We start from the raw sequence: 22594 nt of genomic DNA, 5'->3' as shown, positions 1-22594 counted from the left end.
AGTTTTAGTAGTTTACATTACAAGACATTGCAAGTTCGATCTAGATCAAACCAAAATAAGTTAATCTCACAACCAGATAACGTTGATCCCATCTCAACAAAACTTCTGCATAAACCAGTAGTCAGGAGATAAGTAGGTAGAATGATTAGGTAAGAGAACCGTTGACATGGCACTTTTTAATCAACTAACCTCCCTACCAGATCATCCCCTTCAAGCTCCGCTTCAATGCATAAGTCCAATTGAAATAATTTGGGGGTAAATTATGAACGGCAAAGTGTGTAAAGCCACCCGTAATGTGGCAATTGTTGGTCCGTATCTCAGTGGTAAAACCACTCTACTCGAAAGTTTGTTGTCCGTTACTGGTAGGATTTCTCGCAAAGGCACAGTAAAGGAAGGCAACACCGTCGGTGATAGTGCCACCGAGGCCAGGCAACGCCAAATGAGTGTGGAGGTAACTGCCGCCAGCACCGAGTATCAAGATATCTGCTTCAATTTTATAGACTGTCCCGGTTCCATTGAATTTGCTCAAGAAACCTACAACGCCTTAGTTGGTGTGGATGCGGCTGTCGTGGTTTGTGAACCAGTAAGCGATCGCGTCCTCACCCTAGCACCCTTATTCAAATTTCTCGACGACTGGGAAATCCCCCACTTAGTCTTTATTAACAAAATGGATCGGTTTGAGTTGACCGATGATGCTAATGGTAACTCCTTACGGTCCGTCTTCGATGCCCTCAATTCCGTTTCCACTCGCCCCTTAGTACTGCACCAATACCCCATTGGTAAGGGAGAACACCTCACCGGATTTATTGATTTAGTCACCGAACAAGCCTATCTTTACCATCCTGATGCCCCAGCTGATCCGATCCCACTGCCAGAGTCATTGAAAGAGGCAGAACAGCAAGCACGCACAGAATTACTAGAAACCTTAGCAGATTTTGACGACCACCTCCTCGAAGAACTACTAGAAGAAATCGAGCCACCCCAAGAAGAAATTGTCCAAGACCTGAAGATGGAATTGGGGGCCGACTTGATTGTACCTGTATTTATAGGTGTTGCTCAGCAAGATTACGGTGTTCGCCCCTTGATCGATGCCCTACTGCGGGAAGCACCAACCCCAGAAACCACCGCCGAGCGTCGGGACATTGCTGGTGATGAATCAAGCACGGTGGCACAGGTACTCAAAACCTATTACACTCCCCAAGGTGGAAAACTCTCCCTAGTGCGAGTTTGGCAAGGTAAACTAACCGATGGCATGGTCTTTAATGGTGCCCGCGCCGGAGGCTTATACCGTATGTTTGGTCACCACACTCAGTCAGTTTCCCAAGTCTCTGCTGGTGATATCATTGCCCTGGGACGCTTAGAGGGCATTAAAACTGGTGACACCCTGACCACTGATACGGGTAATCGAGAGATTAAATTACCAATAGCTGAGGCAAGCAAACCAGTCTATGCGTTAGCCATTACCCCTCAGAAGCGCAAAGATGAGGTTAAGCTCAGTGGTGCTTTAACCAAGCTGCTGGAAGAAGACCCATCTTTGGTGTGGGAACAACATGGAGACACTCACGAAATCATCCTATGGGGACAGGGAGATATTCATCTTCAGGTTGCTCTAGACCGGATGAGCCGCAAATACAACTTACCGATGACCACTCACTTACCCCGAGTGCCTTACAAAGAAACTATCCGCAAATCCACTACCTCTCACGGGCGCTACAAGCACCAAAGTGGTGGTCATGGGCAATATGGTGATGTCTACCTTGATATCCAACCCTTGTCTCGGGGTGAAGGGTTTAACTTCTCCGAAAGCATTGTCGGTGGGGTCGTCCCAAAGCAATATATCCCTGGTGTGGAGATCGGAGTAAAGGAGTACTTGTCCCACGGACCCTTAGGCTTCCCAGTGGTAGATGTGGCTGTTACTCTCACCAATGGCTCTTACCACTCGGTAGATAGTTCGGAACAGGCATTTAAACAAGCAGCACGGCTCGCTATGACCGGTGGTATGCCCAATTGTGAACCAACGTTACTTGAGCCAATTATGTCTGTTGGGGTCTATGCACCTCAGGAATTTACCTCTAAGGTGCTGCAATTGATCACCGGTCATCGGGGTCAAATCCTCGGCTATGAGACCTGTTCTGATTGGACAGGATGGGATTGTGTCTCTGGCTATATCCCCCAGGCAGAAATGCAAAACTTGATCATGGAATTGCGATCGCTTACTCTAGGGATCGGTTTCTTTAATTGGACCTATGACCATCTCCAGGAAGTGCCAGGTAAGCTAGCTGATCGGGTGCTGGCAAGCACTGGCAATGGTAATGGTAATGGTAAGAGCTAGGTTAATCCTGTTAGGTAAGCATTCAGCCGTCAGCCGTCAGCCGTCAGCTTATTTTATTCAAAAGCACCTCAAGTAGCGATGCAGCGCGGTCTTGGGGAGGCAGCGCGGTCTTGGGGGTCCCCCCCATGAGCGACTGCCGTGGTTTCCCCCGGAAACGAAACCTTAGACAGGCTCGCCTTTATGGTTGGTAGGCTATGCAGATGCATGGTTAAAACTTATTGATTAAGGCGAGCCTGTCTTACGGTAACTATCGCCAAAGGCGACGCTTCGCGAACAAACCACTCGCTATTGCATCAAGACAGCCTGCGCTATGGGGATAATCTGTTCCGGTAGCGTGGCCACAGACCCAAAGCTGATACGCGACACGCTGATAGCTGTTGGCGTAGCCTGGGCGTAGCGCATATGCTTACCCTGTTAGGGGTTAGGTTAATGGTTAATGGTTAATAGTTAATCGTTAATGATTTTATTACTTAAAGCCTAAAGCAATCATTCCTAATCCCTAGCGATAGGCTATCCGCTGGAGTTTTTCAAAAATAAAGGGAACTATCAAAATCAGTAGTTTGATTGGCCAAGGAACAAAAAATAGGCTGACAAACAGACACAGTAAGGCTGTTATAGCTGCAGCCACTTTGACGATTTCTTCAGTAGTCTTAACGCAAAGGTAAATGGCTACTGAGGCGATCATCAAAGTTATCGATAATGGGATAATCATAATTATTACCTCAACATTTTCCGCCATAATTACCTAACCTAGCATCAGGGTTATGGAAAACATAGCAGTTGAGTCAGGTCGCCCCGTCTAGGCAAGAGGGGGGTGCTGACCATCCAACACTGCCAATTAGCAGAACTTGATCCCAGATTATTCTCCTAGAGACTACACGATTGAGAATGGGATTTTCGGATACTGACCTAAATTTTCCAACCTTGGGGTTCGTTTGATTCACCTCAAGACTGAAGTTCCCCCAAAGTTTGAACTACTCGAAACCTCAATCCCAATCTCTGTGGTGTTTCTAGATTATGATGTACTTACTGCTACTGGGTACAGTCTTATTGAGAATGCTCACAACGTTCAACTGAAGGGCTATGAAGCGATGCAGCGCGGTCTTGGGGAGCCAGTGCGGTCTTGGGGGTTCCCCCGGAGACGAAACCTTAGAGAGTGGAGCCTTTAATGTCAGCAGGTTATGCAGAAAAGGGTTAAATATTTTTTAATAAGGCTCCACTCTCTTACGGTAACTATCGCCAAAGGCGACGCTTCGCGAACAAACCATGAGCAACTGGCGTGGTTTGCCTCATGAGCGACTGCATCAAGAAGCGATTTGGTTCTCATATCATGTCCGGATAATTAGTAATCAAAAACCATCTCCGATGAAACCTTACTCCTTTACTTCTGCCTTCTGCCTTCTGCCTTCTGCCTTCGATTCGGCCAAGCGTGTAAGTATTCAACCGGAGATGATATCAAATAAAAATGCAACCAGTGCCTATAGTTGCATTATATTCCAATTCCCGACACACTTCAAGAACCAACATGGGTACACAATTTCAAGGCTCAATCACGCTTATCCCTTATGGGGAGAGCCTTTCAATGGCATAGTAGTATAAACGAACGGGGGAACTTCAGTCACAATCTCTGAATCATGGCCTGAGATCGCTAATTCGAGTTTTTGCGAGCAGCGGCTAGGCAATTCCAGTAGGCGCATGAATTCCTGATCTTTCTGCCCATACGGCTCCCCTCGGTAAACGACATCACCATAGGCACTCCAGTTAGCAATGGTAGTGAAGGCGGCATCTGCCAGTTCTGGAGTGGATGCAGAGTTTTGCCATAGTTCTGGCACCACTGGAGGGACGATAGGCAACCAGTCTTGGCCATCAGTTGGAATCTTACAATCGGAGTGTCCGATGTTAGTACCATAGCTAAAGTAGAGGTGATAGTCATTGCGCCCCTCCACAGCGAACTTTCCAATTTGGGTAAAGAATGGATCCATATCAATTAATACCCGGCGCTTACAGATACGGAACTCGGGTAACCAGCAAACCCCACCGATATTCAACAGCAGATCAGCGGCTCCCAGTATTCGCTTCACTTCTTCCCACTCTGCACCATAGACAGTTCCTGTATCACGATTCACGTAGCACGCCGTAACATCTGCGCCATAGCTGTTTATTAACTTCTGTACTATACGCAGACCGGCCTTTGGCTCGTCACTGTAATCGCGGGTGACCGGGTCATAACAAGATAGGAGCCAACCGCTCTCCTCCAGCTAGAGGACATCGTATCCCAAGCGATTCAGACCCAATAAATAATGAAAATAGGCGAGTATATTTCCGGCAACTGGATGTCGGATCATATAGCCACAGACAACAATGCTTGACATTAGAACTCTTAGAAAAGCATTTAAGCTACACTAAGTAGAAAATATATTAATCATAACATTTATTAATTATAAAATCAAGTTGCTTTTCCAAAATTTAAAATTTCAAGATGATATTCCCCTATCAAGTGCTGGGTTTACTCTCTCATCAAGCCACTGATTCTTTATTCTGGGTTTGAGGTCAAACACGACAATTAATTCACTTTGGTACGTACAGGTTAAATTTGAACAAAGATAGTCATAAAACTGGGCATAATGTTCTAACCACCAAAAGGCGGACCAGGCAAAAACTATCTTCTTTGCTCCGGCCTCACGTAATCGCTCTAATTCCTGAATGGCGACTTCATCATTTGGAGGATATCCCCAGTATTTTCCTTCTTTCTCAAGAAAAGGGATAGGATGGCGAAAGGAAGTGACTTCCATTCCCCAAATAGCATCATCCACAAGCACAAATGGTTCTTTTGCCGGGATGAGTTCATCCAGTTTTTGAACAGCGCGATTAAGTCTGTACCACCATGAATTTGCGAGCCAATCACTTAAATCTACAGATATTCCCATATCCTTACAAAACTGGCTTAGAATCGGGAAGTAATGATTACAAAATCTCAGCTGAAATTTAAGTTTTTCATCAAAACTCATGGTTTGCCAATAGTTTTTTAAATGTATTCGATAGTAACTTTGGGGACTTTTTATTGTTTTAATAAGACCAAAAAAAGGAGCTGCTTCAAAAAGATAATTGTCGGCTGCCAATCGAAGTTTATCTTGATCCATAGGGAGGATTTTATTCAGAAATGTCCTAGACCAGGCATTACCACTGGTAGGAGGCCAAACATAGTTTGTTGGGCCTTGTTTTATTACGGCTTCACGCAAATTACCCTCTGGCATAGAACTTACTTTATCTGGTTTAGTTCGATTTTGAAGTCTGCCTTGTGCATCAATGATGGATAAGGGCCATTGGACCTTAACTACCTCAGGATCTTCAAAAAAGGGAAGAGCATTCTCGACAGCCGTCGGCAATAGCATATCATCAGCATCTAAAAAAATGATTACGTCTCCACGGCTTTGGGCAAACCCCGAATTGAAAGCAGAAGCTTGCCCTTGATTGTTTTGAAATACTGGAGTGACATACTCTCCGTAAGAAGAAATTATTTCACGAGAGTTATCGGTCGAACCATCATCTACGACTACAACTTCTGTGTTGCCGAAGCTTTGATTCAAGGCACTGTCGATGCACTGTCTCAGAAAGCGACCATAATTATAGTTATTAATAACGATACTTGCCAACAATGGTTTACTCATAGTTTTCTTCCTAAACCAGTGATTCATAAAGTGCTAAATAGTCATCTACCATCCGCTTAACGCTAAACCGCTGCATGGCGTGTTCTCTGACAGTACGGCGATCTAGGGACATGGCGCGGGATATTAGGGGGATCAATTCCTCCACTGACTCTGCATAAAAGCCAGTTTTGCCTAAGTCAATCACTTCAGCCACCGAGCCTTTTCGGCAAGCGATCACAGGTGTCCCACAAGCCATCGCTTCAATCATCACTATCCCAAAGGGTTCAGGCCATTGAATAGGGAAAAGAAATGCAGCCGCATTTTTGAGGAGATCCACTTTTTGGTCGTGATTTACGGGACCAAGATAAATAACATTGTCACCATCAATCAAGGGCTTAATGTTATCCACAAAGTATTGATTTTCATCGGCATTCATGGGTTCACCGGCTAGGACGATCGGCAAACCGACTTCTTTAGCAATCTGGATAGCACCCAGCGGATTCTTATTTGACGACATTCGTCCTAAGAAAGCCAGATATTTTCCAGATTGTATCGAGAGTTCAAAACGGTCAAAGTCACAGGCGTTATAGATGACTCGAATATTTTTGCGATTTTCAGGAGGAATGGTTGCTATCTGATCGTAGCTGCGAAATGTAACATTCACATCAGGATAGCGACTTAATACCCATCGATCGTCTACTGTCACTGCGGACCCAACTGAGTAAAGGATTGGGGTTTTAGAAAGCGCCATAAAGGGAATCCAAGCACACCCAAGGTGACAATGAATGAGATCGAAAGAATTCCCCTCTCGAATCGCCGAGCTAAGGCTAGCATTGACGTAATATTCGTATTGATAGGCTTCACCTTTTCCCATTGTATTGACTAAGTTGGATTCACAAATAGGTCGCAGCTTTGCACTGGTTTGAGAATCTCCCGTAGCAAATAGAGTTACGTCGTGACCACGACTCACAAGCTCCTCTGTGAGCAAATGCACTATCAGTTCTGTCCCCCCGTAGGTAGAGGGGGGAACGCTAGTCCACAGCGGTGCAACTTGAGCAATGCGCATAATTTTTGGGGTGGGTCAACATCAGCTTAGAATTTAGTTTTAGCCCTAGGCAGCAGCTTCCAGCTTGTCTTGCAAATCAAAAATGACTAGACGTTCATTTTCAAGAAGACAGCGATAATTCGAGCGGAGATGGTGGAAAAAATCGACGTAGTGTTCCAGCCACCAGAAAGCTGGCCATCCGATAACTAGGAAGGTTGCCCCGTCATCTTTTAATCTCTCTAACTCCAAAATTGCAGTCCTGTCATCAGGTGGCGATCCCCAGTATCGTCCGTCTTTTTCAAGAAAAGGAAGCCGACGACGCTCATCTACCCACTCATCCGTTCCCCATTCATCTTGATCTGCCAATATAAAAGTGACCTGTGGAGGAATATTACGCTTAATCTCCTGCAACGCTAACTCGCGCCAATCTGACCAGGGTCTATAGGACTCAATCAGTCTTTGAATGGCTAAAACAAGGTCGTCTCTACCACGCTCTTTTAGTAAAGGTACTAAGGAACTGTAATCACTTAAATATCCCGGTGTCATTAGTTTAAGAGTTTGCAGAAGCTCTGGATAAACTTCATCTACCGGAAAAGCCCTACTACCTTTTAGCTTTCCAAGTGCTTCTAAGGTGGTCATGGTTACAATACATTTCAGGCACTTCCCACAATTTGAATTGCCGTTTGCCGTACATACATGTAAGTTCCTCAGCCCAACGTCCCAGTCACTGATGACTTGCGTCTTCTGAAGTCGCGAGAATCGAGCACCATAATAAATAAGCTGTAAATTCTGACTGTTGTAATTAGGTGCTAGATAGATAAGATCTTCAGGAGCTATATCCGAGATGGGATTGTCCGAAGAAACAATAATTTTGGTTAATCGCCGTCCAAGACTATGAGCAACAGCAGCAAGTGAAGCCCCAAGGTAACAGTACTGCCAAAACTTTCCATCATCTGAATAGCCACGATAAGCCAGGGTTCGTAAGTTGCTTACAACTGGTATAAGATTGACACCTGTTTCTTTATTGACTTCACTGAATTTTGCAATAGATCGATCAAGGGAATCCAATTTAAGGCTTGATTTAGGGTCTTCCGGAAAACCTGCACCCTGAACATAGATTACATCTCGAATAGAGAAAGGGTGACCCTCTGGTACAGTAAGTTGGTTGTGGCGAAGACTGAATAATGAATCAACTCCACCTGATATAAACAATGCCGTATGCTCTTCAGGTCGTGAGACTGAATGAGTATCCAGCGGGGCTTCAATTACAGGGACAGTACGGCTAAACTTTTCCCAATATCGGTGAAGCCAAGCCAGATTAGTGAGTACTCCTTCGAGTAAAATTGGACAGACTGGGCTATCGATCGCGATCCGCTCCTCTCCATATCTTGCTGCTAGGAAAGCACAAGCAACCAGGTACGTATCGGCTTTCAAAGACAGAGCGGAGCTATATTCTGGCAGAGTCGCAAAGTAAATATCCTGCTGAGATCGATTGCAATTTTCCCAGCTGATAGTCGCAACTACTTTTGCTAGCCCATCCTTGTTTTCGTAACGAAGATTTTCGATTTTCATATTTATCCCCACAGTAGCTTATCAGTCCTAACCAATAAATGCTGATAGAAGAGTCAGGTCGATCAAGTTTTGAGGTCAAACACAACTAGACGTTCATTCTCAAGAGTGCATGGGTAATTTGAACGGAGATAGCGAGAAAAGTCTGTGTAGTAGTCCAACCACCAGAACGATGGCCAGGCAAATGCAATGAGATTAGCTTCCCCAGCTTTCATCCTTTCCAACTCAGAGATAGCCGTCGAGTCATCCGGTGGCGTTCCCCAGTATTGCCCGTCTTTTTCCAGAAATGGAATGACCTGGCGGCCTTCAGCAACATCGCCAAGATTTAACTGCTGATCGTGAACCAGGATGAAGGGATCGCCTGGAGAGACAAGATTAGCAATGTCTTTAGCCGTTAATTCCACCTTCGTGCGGTATTCAATCTGTTGAGCATACTGATTCTTCGGATTATCGTCTGAGGCATATTTTCGACGTGCCGTTACCACTCCCATTGCGGATGGAGGGTTATCAAGATTACATTTTTTAGCGACATGCAGGTAGTCTTGACGGTAGGTATCGGGATTCCATTTGAGGTAGTAGTATTCTTTCTCATCAGGATAAATAGGGGGAGGAGGTAAGAAGGTGACCACGGCTTTCGGCTCAAAAACGATGGGCACTTGCTTGTCATAAAGTGCAAGGCTGACATCAACCTCCTCTTGAGCCGTGATTGATTCATCAAACTCGCCAATGCGATCGAAAACCTCTGTTCGGAACAGCATACAGTGGGTTTCTATAAATTTCATAGTTCTGCGGTCACTAGCATTTCGGTCATCCTCCTTGGGAGTACTTCGAGGAAGTATTTTAAGCTTGATTCCATCAGAGGTTTGTATGGGTTTGATATCATCTAGTCGATCGTCAAAGTGAACCTTCTCAAATTGTCCTAATCGCTCAAGTACGAGCGGGGCAGCAACGTCTGCTGGATATTCATCACATGCCTCAATTAGGCGGGAAAGCCAACCGTCTTCTACAAGCACGTCATTTTCAAGCAAACATAAGAAATCATCCTTGGCTTCTCGGATCGCCAGGTTTCTACATTGGTTAGGCAGTAAGTGGTGATCTGTATGGATAAACTTGACATTCCTCTGCCCCTCCAAGACGTTTTCAATCTGCTGTCGATAAACTTTCGGGATTTGGCAATCCACCACAATCAGTTTAAAAGGGATGTGGGTACGATCGTAAATTCGTTGTAGACATTCGGCTGCAACGGAAAATCTTTCTCTTGGAATAAAACCGATGGTTACTGTTGACATAATTAATTTTTCCTCGCTCGATTTACTTTTTTAATCTTAATTGAATGTTTGTCTATGTTTGGCTTTGACTCAATTTATACACACAAAATTCAAATCTAAAACCCTGCATTCTCCATTAACCTACTTATCACCTTCTCGGCGGCAAAATACTCAGTAGCAATGTCCCGTGCAGCGCGACAGTTTCCCTCATAGTCACTCTTGATTGAATCCATTGCTTTCAGAATATCCTCCATGGTTTGAAATGCGAAGAGTCCCTTACCTGTAGGCAAAAACTTGCTAAACCCCGTTTCCTGGGTAATTACAGGGCGACCGGCAGCAAGATAGCAGACAGAGCGATCGCTGAACCATCCCGTTCGGGGACGAACGTACTGTTCTTTAGTTACTGTAAATTCCCCCAAAGAGCTGCAAATATATTGCCGATAAGTGGAGGGATTCGTTAAATTCCGGGCTGAGATAATCTGCCAACCATAATGACGCATTTTAGCTGCTTCGCTCTCGCTAATTCCCTCAAGGGCTAATTCTATGGGAAAGTGAGAATGTAAAGGCAAATCTATGAAGCGCCGAAATTCTGAATCTTTCCGCCAAGAATAGTTTTCATTTTGCCAAACGATGTCTTTTTTCAGATTCTTCCAAGTTGAGATGGTTGTGAGCTTTGCATCCACCTCTAAGGAACTAACATTAGACCACCAGTCAATACAGACGGGTGGTCTTGTGGGATGCCATTGATACCGTTCAACAGGAACAAGGCAGTCATCTTTACCCAGGTTATATCCATAGGTAAACAAGTGATTGTAGCTGTCAAGTTGGCCGATCAACCAAGACTCATTTTGGGCAACACGCACCTGATCTACAAATGGATCTGTTTGTAAATAGATAAGACAATTAATCTCACTATGTTCAGGACGAAGGTAATGAGCACCGCAAAGATTGATAACTGCATCAGCCTCTCGATAAAGCCTTTGCAATCCATCTGAATCAGCAGCTCCAAGGCAAACATTTTGTTCGCTAGGAGGACGAAAAATCCAGCGCTCTCCCATTCCCAAACTGTTCATATATAGAGAAAGATATTTAACATTCTCAGTGTAGTTTGGTGTGTGCCAGAGAGTTTTGGGGTCCTGAAGGGGACTGTCAGAATCCTCTACATACCAAACATCAAAGCCAAGTCTTCTTAGACCTGCTAGATAGTGCAGAACCTGCCAGGTCATCCCTCCGAATGGATAAGACGCTAACAGCCCCCAGACAATAATTTTTCCAGCCGTAGCCGGTGGATATTTGCTTAATAACTCCAATTTGCTAATCTCCTTGCTAAAGATGCTCTTCCAACTTGAAAACAATAAGGCGATCGTTGCTTAGCACGCAGGGAAATTTTGCACGGAGATAGTTATGAAACTCTGAATAGTACTCCAACCACCAAAATGTGTGCCAGGCAAAGGCAATATGGGTTGCTCCCAACTGGCGTAAGCGCTCCAATTCCCGAATTGCAGTTTCATCGTCTGCTGGCTCCCCCCAATACTGTCCATCTTTTTCAAGAAAGGGAATAGGTTGGAGCCCATCAACGATTTCAGTACCTAGCCACCGGGCCTGGTCAACTAGGATAAAAGGAACATCAGGACCGACAAGCGTTTTGAGTTCTTCTTTAACTTTAGATAACTGAGCAATTCGGCGTCGATCTTTAACGAATTCGATAGATCCAGGCATGCGAAGCAAATTCCACTTTTTCTGAATGCGCTCATGACTTTTATGAGCCCGATCCATATCCCATTTCATCAAAAAATATTCCTCATCTTCAGGAGAAGGAGGATAGGGCGGGAGGTAATTTATCTCACACTTAGGCTCAAAGACAACTGGAACTCCAGCACTATATAAGGCCAAACTCAGATCGATTTCATCCCGTGTGTTCAGTTCCTCGTCATACAGCCCTATGCGATCGAAGACGTTTCGACGAAACAGAAGGCAGTGTTGCTCCATAAACTGGACTTTCCTAAGCTCCTGCCCTCGATCCGTTTCTTTGTCATCTGTACGGGGCAAAATTTTCAATTTTATACCTTCAGAAGTTTGCACAGAGTGAACTTGATTTAAACGATCGTCAAAGTGAACCGGAGCCTTCCTCGATCGCCCTTCCATGAGTAATGGGACGGCAACATCCGCCGGATATTCCTCGCAAGCAGTGATGAGTTGAGTAAGCCAACCGTCCGATACTAAATTGTCGTTTTCAATTAGACAAAGAAATTCATCTTGGGCTTCCTGAACGACCAGATTCCTAGACTGGTTTGGAAGCAAATAGTGATCTCGGTGAATAACTTTGACGTTTTCACGCCCCTGCAGTATCTGTTCAATCTGTTGCCAGTAAACTTTGGGAGTATTGCAATCCACTACAATTAAATTGAAGGGGATATGGGTATGGTCAAAGATTCGCTGCAACGACTCAGCTGCTAGAGAGAATCGTTCGCGAGGGCTAAAGCCTATAGTGACTGTTGGCATGTTGTCATCTCCTTGATAAAATTTTTCTGTTCAACTCATAGCTACTTCAAGCAGGGGGGGTAGAACCCGATCTGTGGAAAAATATTGTGCTGCGATTTGACGCGCAGCAAGACAGTGCTGTTCATAATCAGCATTGATGGACTCGATTCCCTCCAGTGCTTCGGAGAGGTTACGGAAAGTGAGAATCCCCTTACCCGTCGGCAAGTAATCACTAATGCCTGTGTCTTGCACTAAAATCGGCCGACCAGAGGCAAGATAGCAGGCGCTGCGATCGCTAAACCAGCCCCCACGACTCAGAACATAGCCTTGTTTAGCGACACTAAATTCAGCGCGAGATTCTTGTATAAACTTGCGGTACGACCATGGAGTTTGGGTTGCCAACCAGCCTGGGACAACCTCCCATCCATTTTTAGACATTTGCTTGGGAGTTCCTCCTGTCAAGGCTATCCGGAATAACTGAGATGTATACTGTGGCAAATCAAGGAACTCAGTGAACTCTTTATCTTTCTGTCCGTAATGAACTCCTTGATAGATAACTTTGTTATAGCTATGAGACTTCCCATAACTTTTCCACTGGAATATAGTAGTAAAGTAATCATTAGAACTATGTTCAAATAGAGGCCATTCCGGCAAAAATATCGGAGATAATGTCTTAATCCATTTATGATCTGCTGTTGGAATTGAGCAGTCTGTTGCCTCCAGACGCTGAGCAATTGAGAAAAGCTGCTCACAATGAGAAACCATATTGCTTAGCTTCACATCGCCGCTAACCAGCCTCATTTGAGTAAAGCCAGGGTCTGCATCAATGAATATGCGACGTTTTGGCCAATTATATTCATCTCTCCATAGAGATAGCGGTACGGCACGAACAATTAACAGCTCTGCCTGCGAACAAATATCCAGGAAATCATCAAGTGCCATTCCCTGAGATTGATTTCCAGCACGGTAAATCCACTTTCCTTGAAAATCAAATGGTTCAAGACAATCACGGATGTATGTAGTAGGGTACTCTAAATCATTTGTTGATTCCTCATTTTCCCAGTCATACACCCACGATTGCTGCCCGCAATCCTCTAAGTAGAAGACATCATGACCGAGTGCACGCAAACCCAACAAATACTGGATATTAATCCAAGCATGCCCGCCAACAGGGAAACGACCTATACTACCAGAGAAAATAATAATCACTCTATGCTCGCTCCATTAATACTTAAGTCGTTTTGATTGCCCATTCCACCAAAGATGAGAGAATTTTTCTGGCCTCGAAAAACTCTTCAGCAATCGATCTTGCAGCGCGACAGTGGAACTCGTAATGGTTGTTAATCTCCTCGATGCCAGCTATAACTTCCTCAGGTGTACTAAAGGGGATAATACCAGACCCAGTTTCCAACCATTCGGAAAAACCAGTTTCCTGAGTCAGCACCGGTCGGCCACTCGCCAGGTAGCAGGCACTTCGCTCACTGAACCAGCCACTGTTACTTGCCACATAACCTTGCTTAGCCACGCTGAACTCCGCTTTTGACTGCTGAATGTAGCGCTGATAGGTCCAGGGATCCCGTGTCGGCTCAAGGGAGTCACGTAACACCCAGCCCTTGCTGCAGAGGAGATCTTGGGGAGCTTTTCCAACTGCCAGTTCTAAGATAGAACCAACTTTTTCAGGGAGATTCAAGTAAGGCTCAAATGAGTCCGACTTCATACCATAGCGACTTCCTTGATACTGACGCGCCGGATAACTCTTCCATTGCATGACCGTGGTAAACATTCCCTGTAATGGCGCTGGTGTTATTGGCCAGGCATCCAAGACAATTGGTTGGCGGGTTGCTTTCCAGGGTAGTCCATCATCGGGAATAGTGGATCGGTGGCTGCCAATGTTTTCGCCAAATGAGAGGAAGGCTGTATGTTGTAAAGCCCGATTTCGTGCATCAGGATTGGTCAAATGCCGAATTTGGGTAAAAACTGGATCGGTGTCAACCAAGATGCGTTCAGGAATTTCTACGAGCCAAGGGCGCAGGGGATTCATCCCGGAGAGATTTAGTAAGAGATCCGCGTCCGTACAGATACGAATCATATCATCAGCACGAGGCCCTAACCATCGCAATTTATGTGCGTCGAAGTAAGCCCAGCAATCATTGAGCCCTACTTTCTCGAACGTGCGCTTTGTAAATTGCAGTCCGTAGGTTGGATTGGTATCGGTTACACCTCTTACAGGGTCGTAGCACGAAGGGTAATCATCACTATCTTCAACAAAATACACCTCGTGTCCAAGCCGAGCCAAACCTATTACATATTGCAAATGATGCCAGGTCAAACCTCCTACTGGTCCACGCACGATGTAGCCAAGTACAATAATACGCAAGCGGCCATCTGTGAGTAGCTGAGGTCTAAATACATTAGCAGTTCTCAGTAAAGGACTAACCATGCCTATTGTATACCCCCTCAATGAGTTGGGATAGCACTTTATTTGAATCGAAATAAGTTTCAGCAATTGCCCGTGCCACTTTTGAGTGCCGCTCGTACTTTTCTTCGACTTCCTCGATAGCAGTAACCGCCTCCTCTATCGTTGTAAAAGGTAAGATACCTTCACCCACTGGAAGCACAGAAGAGAATCCAGTATCTTGAACTACCACAGGTTTACCCGCTGCTAAATAACAGGCACTTCGACAACTGAACCAACCGGTTTTTCCTGCTACGTAAGCATTCTTGGCTACGCTCCATTCAGCTTTCGATGACTCGATGTAGTTCCGATAGCTATCCAGATCGGGACAAACTTTTTCGGGATCAACTACCTGCCAACCATTATGAGCAAGTATCTCACGAGGGGTACGGCGAGTTTTCCCAGCATTAACGGCGAGTTCAAGCTCTACATCAGGAACTAGCTTCGGTAGTTTCATAAATCTCTTAAATTCAATATCTTTTTGACCATAAGTTAAGCCATTGTAGGTAATTGGCTTGTAACTAGTCCAATTCATCACAGTTGTAAAAGTATTGCGCTCCTTAGCTGAAGGATGCCACTCCGACAGAACAATTGGCTGTCGGGTGGGACGCCAATGGTGACCAGTTTTTGGTATGGCATCGGCAAGTGTCTCCCCAAAGCTGAAATGGATATCATGGGCATCGACCATTTTTTGAAAGTCAGCTTGTCCTCGCGCTAATTTAACCTGGGTGAATGCGGGATCTGAATCGATATAAACTAGATGCTTCACTTGCCGATAGTTCCAAGGATACATGAGGGTACCCGAGACATTGATCAGCAAGTCCGCAGATTTAATCACCTCGTTCCGTTTCTGTTCGGAAAGACCAAACCATTGAGATTCCCAGGGGAAGCAATATGCCCATTTATCCCCCAGCCCAAAACGGGCCATCAAGTTAGCAAGATACTGCACGTTGTAGTCGCAACCAGCGGAGACTCCACCCTCAGTCGGATTGTAAGGCCATTGACCAGTATCCTCAATATAGTAAACATCGTGGCCAAGCTGCGCCAATCCAAGTACATATTGAAAGTAGTCCCAAGCAACTCCGCCCAGAGGGTATTGGGCAATTAACCCCGTGACAATGACTCTAAGAGATGATTTCATCTTTATGCGAGCTCCTTCTGCTCACTTGAACGAGTCCTTAAGGTATTTTCAGTTTCCATCTCAACCGCTTTAACACCGCAGATCGAAGATTATCAGGCGATTTGCTCTTATCTGGAAGTCGCAGACCTATATGGAGGGGGAGATCGGCTTAAACCACAGCTCTCATAAAAACGATGGTAGAATCCAGCGTCCTCCAGCAATTCCTGGTGCGTCCCCGCCTCCACCACCTTTCCCTGCTCCAACACTACAATCCGATCTGCCTGCCGAATCGTGGACAGCCGGTGGGCGATGATGAAGGTTGTCCTGCCTGCCATCAACCGCTCTAAGGCTTCCATCAGCAGGGCCTCGGTCTGGGCATCCAGGGCAGAAGTGGGTTCATCGAGAATCAGCACTGGCGCATCCTTGAGCAGTGCTCTGGCGATCGCAATCCGCTGCCTTTGTCCTCCCGAAAGGGTGCCTCCTCGCTCGCCAATAACGGTATCGTAGCCCTGGGGCAGCCGTTTAATAAACTCATCGGCGTTGGCAGCTTTTGCCACTGCCACAATTTCTTCATAGCTAGCTCCAGGACGCCCGTAGGCAATGTTATCTGCTACCGTCAGTGGCAGCAAAAATGGATCTTGCAACACTATAGTCACTTGCGATCGCAAACTGCTCAGTTGCACCTGGCGCACGTCCACCCCGTCAAAGAGGACTCGACCCTGCCAGGGGTCGAAAAAGCGGGGGATCAGGGAAACTAAGGTGCTCTTCCCAGCTCCCGTCATTCCTACCAAAGCGATTGTCTCTCCTGGTTGCACCTCCAGAGTAATGTCCTGGAGGATGGGGTGACCGGGTTTGTAGCCAAAGGTGACTCGCTCTAGGCGAATTTGTCCCCTTACTCCAGGGGGACACGGCGGCAACGGCTTGGCTCCGGTCTCCTCCTGTACCTGATCTTGGACATCTAACATTTCTAAGACTCGGCGAGCACCCGCAGCCGCTGATGCGAAACCAGATGAAATGTAGGCTAGGGTTTCCATAGGCGCATACAAGGAGGCGAGATAAGATAGGAAGACGAGGAGGCTGCCTAAAGACAGCGATCCCTCCAAAACCTGAAAGCCCCCAATCAGCATCATTACCGCTGTGCCCATCGCTGTTACCCCGCTAACGCTAACTTTGAATTGTAGCTGGGAGAGGACAGCACGCAAATGAGCTTGGATCACTTGCCGAGATAGGTTCCGGAACCGCTTATCTTCGTGGGCTTCACGGCTAAATGCTTGAACAATTGGTACTGCTGTCAGCGCCTGCTCACTCAGCGCCATGATCTCCCCTTCGAGCTGTTGATGCTGGTAGTTACGTTCAGTCATAGGCTGGTTAAAAAACCGGATCAGCACAACTAACAGTGGAGCAACAAGCAGTGCCAGCAGTGACAGGGTGGGATCAAGTTGCCACATCACGGCTAACATCGCGACCAAACTGACCAGGGAAGTGAGTATGGGGAGGAAGACATTCATCACCAGTACCTGTATGCAGCGGCTATCAGTCATCACTCGCCTGATCAGATCGCCAGTGGGTTGTTGACCGTGGAAACCCAGAGAAAGACGCTGTAGGTGATCGAACAGTACTGCCCCCAAGCTGTACGCCATTCGACTGCCGATGCCATTTCCAACGTAATTCTGAATAATGCGAACTGCCTCACTGGCTAGAAATAGCAAGATCGTGCTGCCAGCTAACCAACCTAGTAACCAAGAAGGTGATTCTTCACCAGGTATGGCTTTAAGCCAGGTAAAGGAGTGCGGGAGCGGCTGGTCGGTCAAAACATAATCGACGATCAACTTTAGGGGCCAGGGCTTGAGTACATTAAGTCCTACCCCCACAAGCATCAGCAGCATCATTGATAAGAGTCCGCGCCTATGGGGCAGGGCGTAGGGTATCAGTCGTAGCCACCATCGCTTCATAACACCACCTCCGACGGGGAGTCAGAAAACTGCAAAGTGTGCAAGCGCTGGTAAAGACCACCCACGGCCAGCAACTTCTGGTGCGTCCCCATCTCCACCACCTGACCCCCGTCCAGCACAGCGATCCGGTTTGCTTGCCGAATAGTGGAGAGCCGGTGGGCAATAATGAAAGTGGTCCGCCCTGCCATCAATCGCTCTATAGCTGATAGCAGCAGGGCTTCGGTTTGCCCGTCCAAGGCAGAAGTGGGTTCGTCGAGAATCAGTACCGGAGCATCCTTGAGCAGTGCCCGGGCGATCGCAATCCGCTGCCTTTGTCCTCCCGAAAGGGTCGCCCCTCGCTCGCCAATAACCGTGTCGTAACCCTGGGGCAGCCGTTTAATAAACTCATCGGCGTTGGCAGCTTTGGCCACTGTTACAATTTCTTCATAGCTAGCTCCGGGACGCCCGTAGGCAATGTTATCTGCCACCGTCAGCGGCAGGAGGAAAGGTTCCTGCAAGACCAACCCTATTTGCGATCGCAAACTGGTCAGTTGCAACTGGCGCACATCCACCCCGTCCAGGAGTACTCGTCCCTGCCAGGGGTCGAAAAAGCGGGGGATCAGAGAAACCAGGGTACTCTTGCCAGCACCCGTCAACCCCACTAGGGCGATTGTTTCTCCTGGCTGGGCTTCCAGAGTAATATCTTTGAGAACCGGATCCCCTAATTGGTACCCGAAGCTGACCTTTTCTAGGCGCACCCATCCTTTGGATCCCCCAGGGGGTAGGGGCTGGGCTCCAGGGGCATCCTGTACCTCTTCCTTAGCATCCAAGACTTCCAGCACCCGATCAATACTTGCTTCCACGGATTTCAGACTTCCATAGGTAGTTAGCAGACTCCTAAATGCTTTTTGCAGAGATTGCAAATAGGCGAGGAAGACCAGGAAACTACCGACCGTAATTGTCCCCAATAATACCTGCTGCCCCCCGGCATAGAAAACAATCGCAGTACCAACTGTAGTAATTGAGCCGTTGGCAAATCCGTAGGTACTCTTGAGCAGGGTGCCCCGTTGGGACTGAGCAACTGCGTCCGTTGCCAGGTACTGGAACTGCTTTCTATTGCGGTTTTCCGTGCCAAATGCCTGTACTACCGGGATCGCGGTGAAGGTCTGGTGGACGAAACTCAGCAGACGGGACTGGGCTTCCCGGTTCAGCTTCGTCCGGCGTTTGAGCCGGGCACCGAAAAACAGGGTGGAACCCCCCATCAGTGGCGCTACTGCTAGGGATAGCAGGGTTAGTGTTGGCTCTAGGTTCCAGGCAACGATGCCAATGCTCAACAAAGTCAGCACTTGCTGGGCAGGTGAGACCAGCAGGGCATTAGTCAAGGTATATACACAATAGGTGTCTACTGTCAAGCGACTCAGGGAATCACCGACACTGCGCTGACTGTGGAACAGCAGCGAGAGGCGTTGGAGTCGATGAAACAGCTTCTGTGCCAGGTCATAGACCATGCGTTGACCAGCAGCGCTCCAGAACCAGATTAGACCCACTTCAAGGATAGCATTCAGGGCATAGAGTCCGAGGCTAGCAAGAGCAGCTGTAACAACCAGCACAAAGGGCGTCACGGTCAGGTTCCAGTTCCCCAAAAGCGACCCAACTACCGCTGGCACAGCCGTGTCACCAAGTGCGTAATCCACCAGGATTTTCATCGGCCAGGGTTGGAGAGTGGTAACAAAGGAGGTGGCTGCAGTCAAAGCGAGAATCACTACGAAGGTACGCCACTGGCGCAGTGGGTATAGGAGCATACGCCGGTATCGGTGCTTCGTTGCTGCAATTTCTGGACTCATCTACAGTTCCACTCCTATGATCGCAGCTTGCTTATTTTGCTGTGAGTTCGTAGGATTGTTGGTGGCAGATTCGAGATTAATGCCTTCTAACTGTCTGAGTACGTAAAGGTAGGAAGCTTTGGCAGTAGCACAATCCTGGAAATTTGCCAGCAAGAGCAGTACAGCTACTGTTCCAAGAATAGCAGAAGCCATACCTGCCTGGTCAAAGGCTGCTACAGCACAGAGCAGTAGCAAAAGGAACTTAATGATTAAGGCAGGGACAGCAACCCTCGGCCAGGAGCGGAATCGCAGCAGTTGCTTACCCCCACCGTGCTCTTCAATGGTCATTAGTATCCGGACAGCGCCGAACAACCCACCCCGCACCTCCAGATCCCAGCGGTCGAAATCACTGCCACGGTAAATCACTGCTCCCTGTTCCCGGAGTCCAAATTCTAACCTTTCCAACCACTGTTCCTGGGACTGCCAAGACTCGCTCCAGATCTGATCTTTCCGAGGTCTGGGAAATTGCAAAAAGGAGACACCACGCCTTCGCCAGGGGGTGAGCCCGTTGTCAAGGCGACCTTTGAGTCGTGCCAGGGGCTGTAGCAGATACAGGAGTACTGTCAAGCTATAAAGCTGGAAGCGGGGGAGGCGAGATGCAACAGGGGTTGTAAAAGAAGCTTTAGAAGCACTCAGGATGGCTTGAGTAACAGGTGCAGCAATAGCAGCAAGCAGGAAGGGGACTGTCCAGACCATTGGTTTCCAGAGCAGTCCCAGGCTGGACAGCCCTGCAAGAGCGAGGATGACTAGGTACCATTCCGGCATGGTTGGCAGTGCGGGAAACAGCCCTGGTGCAGGCTGATAGACAGATTGGAACAGGGCACTACCCCAAGTCCCGTGATATATCCGACTTAAGCGCCAGCCCAGTATCTGCACTAGCCCCTTACCGTAAAGCCGCCCAGACCAATTGAGATGACCGGCGGCATTATACTTTTGTGGCCATTTCTGTTCCAGTAGGGCTTCAGCCTTACCATATCCTTGTTGCTGTTTCCAGTACATCTTCACCGAGTTGCGGCGATGATGCCAGACAACGGCGCTGGGGCTGAAACCTATTTTCCAGCCACGCTCCTGTAGCCGCCAGCAGATATCCACGTCATCCCCCGCAGCCCGAAACCGGGGATCAAATCCACCAATCTCTTGGAGGTGGGTTTTCCAGTAAGCCATGTTGCAACCAGGAATGTGTTCTGCCTCCTGATCGGAAAGCAGGACATGGATTGGTCCTCCCGGTGCGTTGCTAACACAATCCGCTATCAAGCCATCACCGGGAGGGGGGATATTGGGTCCACCAACTCCTGCCCAGTCTCCTTTCAGGAAAGTAGCAGCTAGATAGGTGAGCCAGTGGGGATCGGGATAGGCATCGTCGTCGATGTAGGCGATGATGGCACCCGTAGCGGCTTCTAAGGCGGTATTCCGGGCACTGCTTAACCCCCTATTTTGCTTGTGGATGATTACCCGCACCTTGTATTCCTTAGCAATTGCAGCAACGCCATCAGTAGAACCGTCATCCACTACAATAACTTCATAGTTAGGATAATCGAGATATTGCAACGCTTCCAAGGTATCTCGTATGGTACTTGCTCCGTTGTAGGAGCAGACAGCTACCGAGATCCGTGGGCAGGGGAGGTATGCCGGAAATGGTCCTGCGGCAAAGGCTTGGTGAACGGCTGAGAGCGCCGGTTTAGGACGCCTTTGGCGATCAGTGAGACCGAAATCCCAGTCTTCGATGTCAAAACCTCCCCGATACCATTCGTCAGTCCAGGCAAAGACAAAACAGCCAGCACAGCCAGCTGCCAAGATAGTTTGGATTTGCCAGTCCAGGGTTTTCGCCTGTGTTTCCTCCCCGTTTCTGAGGCTATCTAGCCCAATCTCAGCCATCACCAACGGTCGATCCCCTGCTATATTATGGAGGCGGGCAAGGTAAGCTTCCAGTCGGTCCCGGGACTCTAGATAGACATTAAAACAGACAAAATCCACAAAAGGAAGTTGTAAATACTCGGTGCTAGGATAGTTGACATAAGTCACCAGGGCTTCTGAATCTTCGGCTTTGACAGTTAGATAAAGTCTTTTGAGGAAATTCTCCACCCGTTGACGACCATACCAGCGCACAATGGGGGCTGGTATCTCATTACCGATAGCATAGCAGAGAATTGCCTGGTGTCCAACACAGGCACGCACCCCCGCCCGTACTCGCTTTTCTATGTCTTGGATGCGCTTCTTCTGATCGAGGAAGGCAATATGCTGTTCCCAAGGTAGTCCTACCATCACATAAAGGTTGTGCTTGGCAGCCAAATCAAGCAACCAGCCAGGGGGAACAGTGTAGGTGCGAACTGAGTTAATTCCCTGTGACGCCATCATGGCAAAATCCCGGGCAACTACATCGGGTTTGGGATACAGTTCCCCCTGCCTATTGGGGCGAAATGTTCCATACGTGACTCCCTTAATATAAAGTTTTTTGCTCCCAACGACAATAAACTTGCCTTTGACTGCAGGGCAAATTTTAGTCTTGCAACTCTTCATAACAATTTGGGGTTGGTAAGGGAAAAAACGAATACTCCTGTCATTGTCTTGATGCAGTCGCTCCTAAGTGACTGCATCTGTGAGGTATTGGTGAGGAGTTGATCCTCTTACATAAAGAGCACAAGGGTAGAGCTTCCCTTGACCTATAAACTATAGGAGTATCTATCTTTCCTGTGTACAGTGTATTGATGCAGCGTATTGATGCAGTCGGCCAAAGGGGGTTTCCCCCATGAGGGACTGCATCAATACGCTGCAATATTTATGACTGATTCCTTGAACCAGTCCGTGTTTTTTTAAAATATTGAATGAGCTGGTTGGGCGAGTAGCAACTCGACCTGTATAGGTT

Annotated in this window: 16 protein-coding genes; 2 read left to right on the top strand and 14 right to left on the bottom strand. The window is 47.4% G+C overall.

Going from position 1 to position 22594, the window contains the following annotated elements; all coding sequences use genetic code 11:
• Positions 1–262: 262 nt before the first annotated feature.
• Complete coding sequence (locus tag F6K64_RS00420) at positions 263–2332, top strand: elongation factor G (protein ID WP_287264671.1); 2070 nt, start codon at positions 263–265, stop codon at positions 2330–2332.
• Between the two features lie 499 nt (positions 2333–2831).
• Here the strand turns inward: F6K64_RS00420 and F6K64_RS00415 are convergent, their stop codons facing one another.
• The gene (locus tag F6K64_RS00415) at positions 2832–3044 is read right to left on the bottom strand and encodes a hypothetical protein (RefSeq protein WP_044492472.1); all 213 of its coding nucleotides are present in this window, start codon (positions 3042–3044) and stop codon (positions 2832–2834) included.
• 223 nt (positions 3045–3267) lie between these two features.
• On the opposite strand from F6K64_RS00415, the gene F6K64_RS00410 reads away from it, so the two are divergent.
• Positions 3268–3501 (top strand): hypothetical protein, encoded by a 234-nt coding sequence (locus tag F6K64_RS00410; protein ID WP_287264670.1) that lies wholly within the window; start codon positions 3268–3270, stop codon positions 3499–3501.
• A 387-nt stretch (positions 3502–3888) separates the two neighbouring features.
• Here the strand turns inward: F6K64_RS00410 and F6K64_RS00405 are convergent, their stop codons facing one another.
• From F6K64_RS00405 to F6K64_RS00345, 13 genes are all read right to left on the bottom strand, one after another.
• Positions 3889–4458, bottom strand: a complete 570-nt coding sequence (locus F6K64_RS00405) for a hypothetical protein (protein ID WP_008181216.1) — start codon at positions 4456–4458, stop codon at positions 3889–3891.
• Positions 4459–4806: 348 nt separating this feature from the next.
• The gene (locus F6K64_RS00400; RefSeq protein ID WP_287264669.1) at positions 4807–6000 is read right to left on the bottom strand and encodes a glycosyltransferase family 2 protein; all 1194 of its coding nucleotides are present in this window, start codon (positions 5998–6000) and stop codon (positions 4807–4809) included.
• Between the two features lie 10 nt (positions 6001–6010).
• Positions 6011–7045 (bottom strand): glycosyltransferase family 4 protein, encoded by a 1035-nt coding sequence (locus F6K64_RS00395; RefSeq protein ID WP_008181220.1) that lies wholly within the window; start codon positions 7043–7045, stop codon positions 6011–6013.
• A 45-nt stretch (positions 7046–7090) separates the two neighbouring features.
• Positions 7091–8596 carry a hypothetical protein gene (locus F6K64_RS00390; protein WP_008181222.1) on the bottom strand — a complete coding sequence of 502 codons (1506 nt, stop codon included), beginning with the start codon at positions 8594–8596 and terminating at the stop codon, positions 7091–7093.
• Positions 8597–8658: 62 nt separating this feature from the next.
• Positions 8659–9882 carry a glycosyltransferase family 2 protein gene (locus tag F6K64_RS00385; protein ID WP_008181224.1) on the bottom strand — a complete coding sequence of 408 codons (1224 nt, stop codon included), beginning with the start codon at positions 9880–9882 and terminating at the stop codon, positions 8659–8661.
• A 95-nt stretch (positions 9883–9977) separates the two neighbouring features.
• The gene (locus tag F6K64_RS00380) at positions 9978–11171 is read right to left on the bottom strand and encodes a glycosyltransferase (RefSeq protein ID WP_044492474.1); all 1194 of its coding nucleotides are present in this window, start codon (positions 11169–11171) and stop codon (positions 9978–9980) included.
• 16 nt (positions 11172–11187) lie between these two features.
• Positions 11188–12363 (bottom strand): glycosyltransferase family 2 protein, encoded by a 1176-nt coding sequence (locus tag F6K64_RS00375; protein WP_008181227.1) that lies wholly within the window; start codon positions 12361–12363, stop codon positions 11188–11190.
• Between the two features lie 30 nt (positions 12364–12393).
• Positions 12394–13551 (bottom strand): glycosyltransferase family 1 protein, encoded by a 1158-nt coding sequence (locus F6K64_RS00370; RefSeq protein WP_008181229.1) that lies wholly within the window; start codon positions 13549–13551, stop codon positions 12394–12396.
• A 22-nt stretch (positions 13552–13573) separates the two neighbouring features.
• Entirely contained in the window at positions 13574–14461 is an 888-nt protein-coding gene (locus F6K64_RS00365; RefSeq protein WP_287264668.1) for a glycosyltransferase, read from the bottom strand.
• Between the two features lie 313 nt (positions 14462–14774).
• The gene (locus F6K64_RS00360) at positions 14775–15938 is read right to left on the bottom strand and encodes a glycosyltransferase (RefSeq protein ID WP_008181233.1); all 1164 of its coding nucleotides are present in this window, start codon (positions 15936–15938) and stop codon (positions 14775–14777) included.
• Positions 15939–16045: 107 nt separating this feature from the next.
• A complete protein-coding gene (locus F6K64_RS00355) occupies positions 16046–17869 on the bottom strand; it encodes an ABC transporter ATP-binding protein (protein ID WP_287264666.1) in 1824 nt (607 codons plus the stop codon).
• Complete coding sequence (locus tag F6K64_RS00350) at positions 17866–19692, bottom strand: ABC transporter ATP-binding protein (RefSeq protein ID WP_008181237.1); 1827 nt, start codon at positions 19690–19692, stop codon at positions 17866–17868. Before F6K64_RS00350 ends, F6K64_RS00355 begins: the two co-directional genes overlap by 4 nt.
• Positions 19693–22248 (bottom strand): glycosyltransferase, encoded by a 2556-nt coding sequence (locus F6K64_RS00345; protein WP_008181239.1) that lies wholly within the window; start codon positions 22246–22248, stop codon positions 19693–19695.
• Between the last annotated feature and the right edge of the window lie 346 nt (positions 22249–22594).

It is taken from the genome of Moorena sp. SIO3A2, from assembly GCF_010672265.1.
Lineage (GTDB): Bacteria > Cyanobacteriota > Cyanobacteriia > Cyanobacteriales > Coleofasciculaceae > Moorena > Moorena producens.
This window is presented reverse-complemented; position numbering and strand designations above follow the sequence as displayed.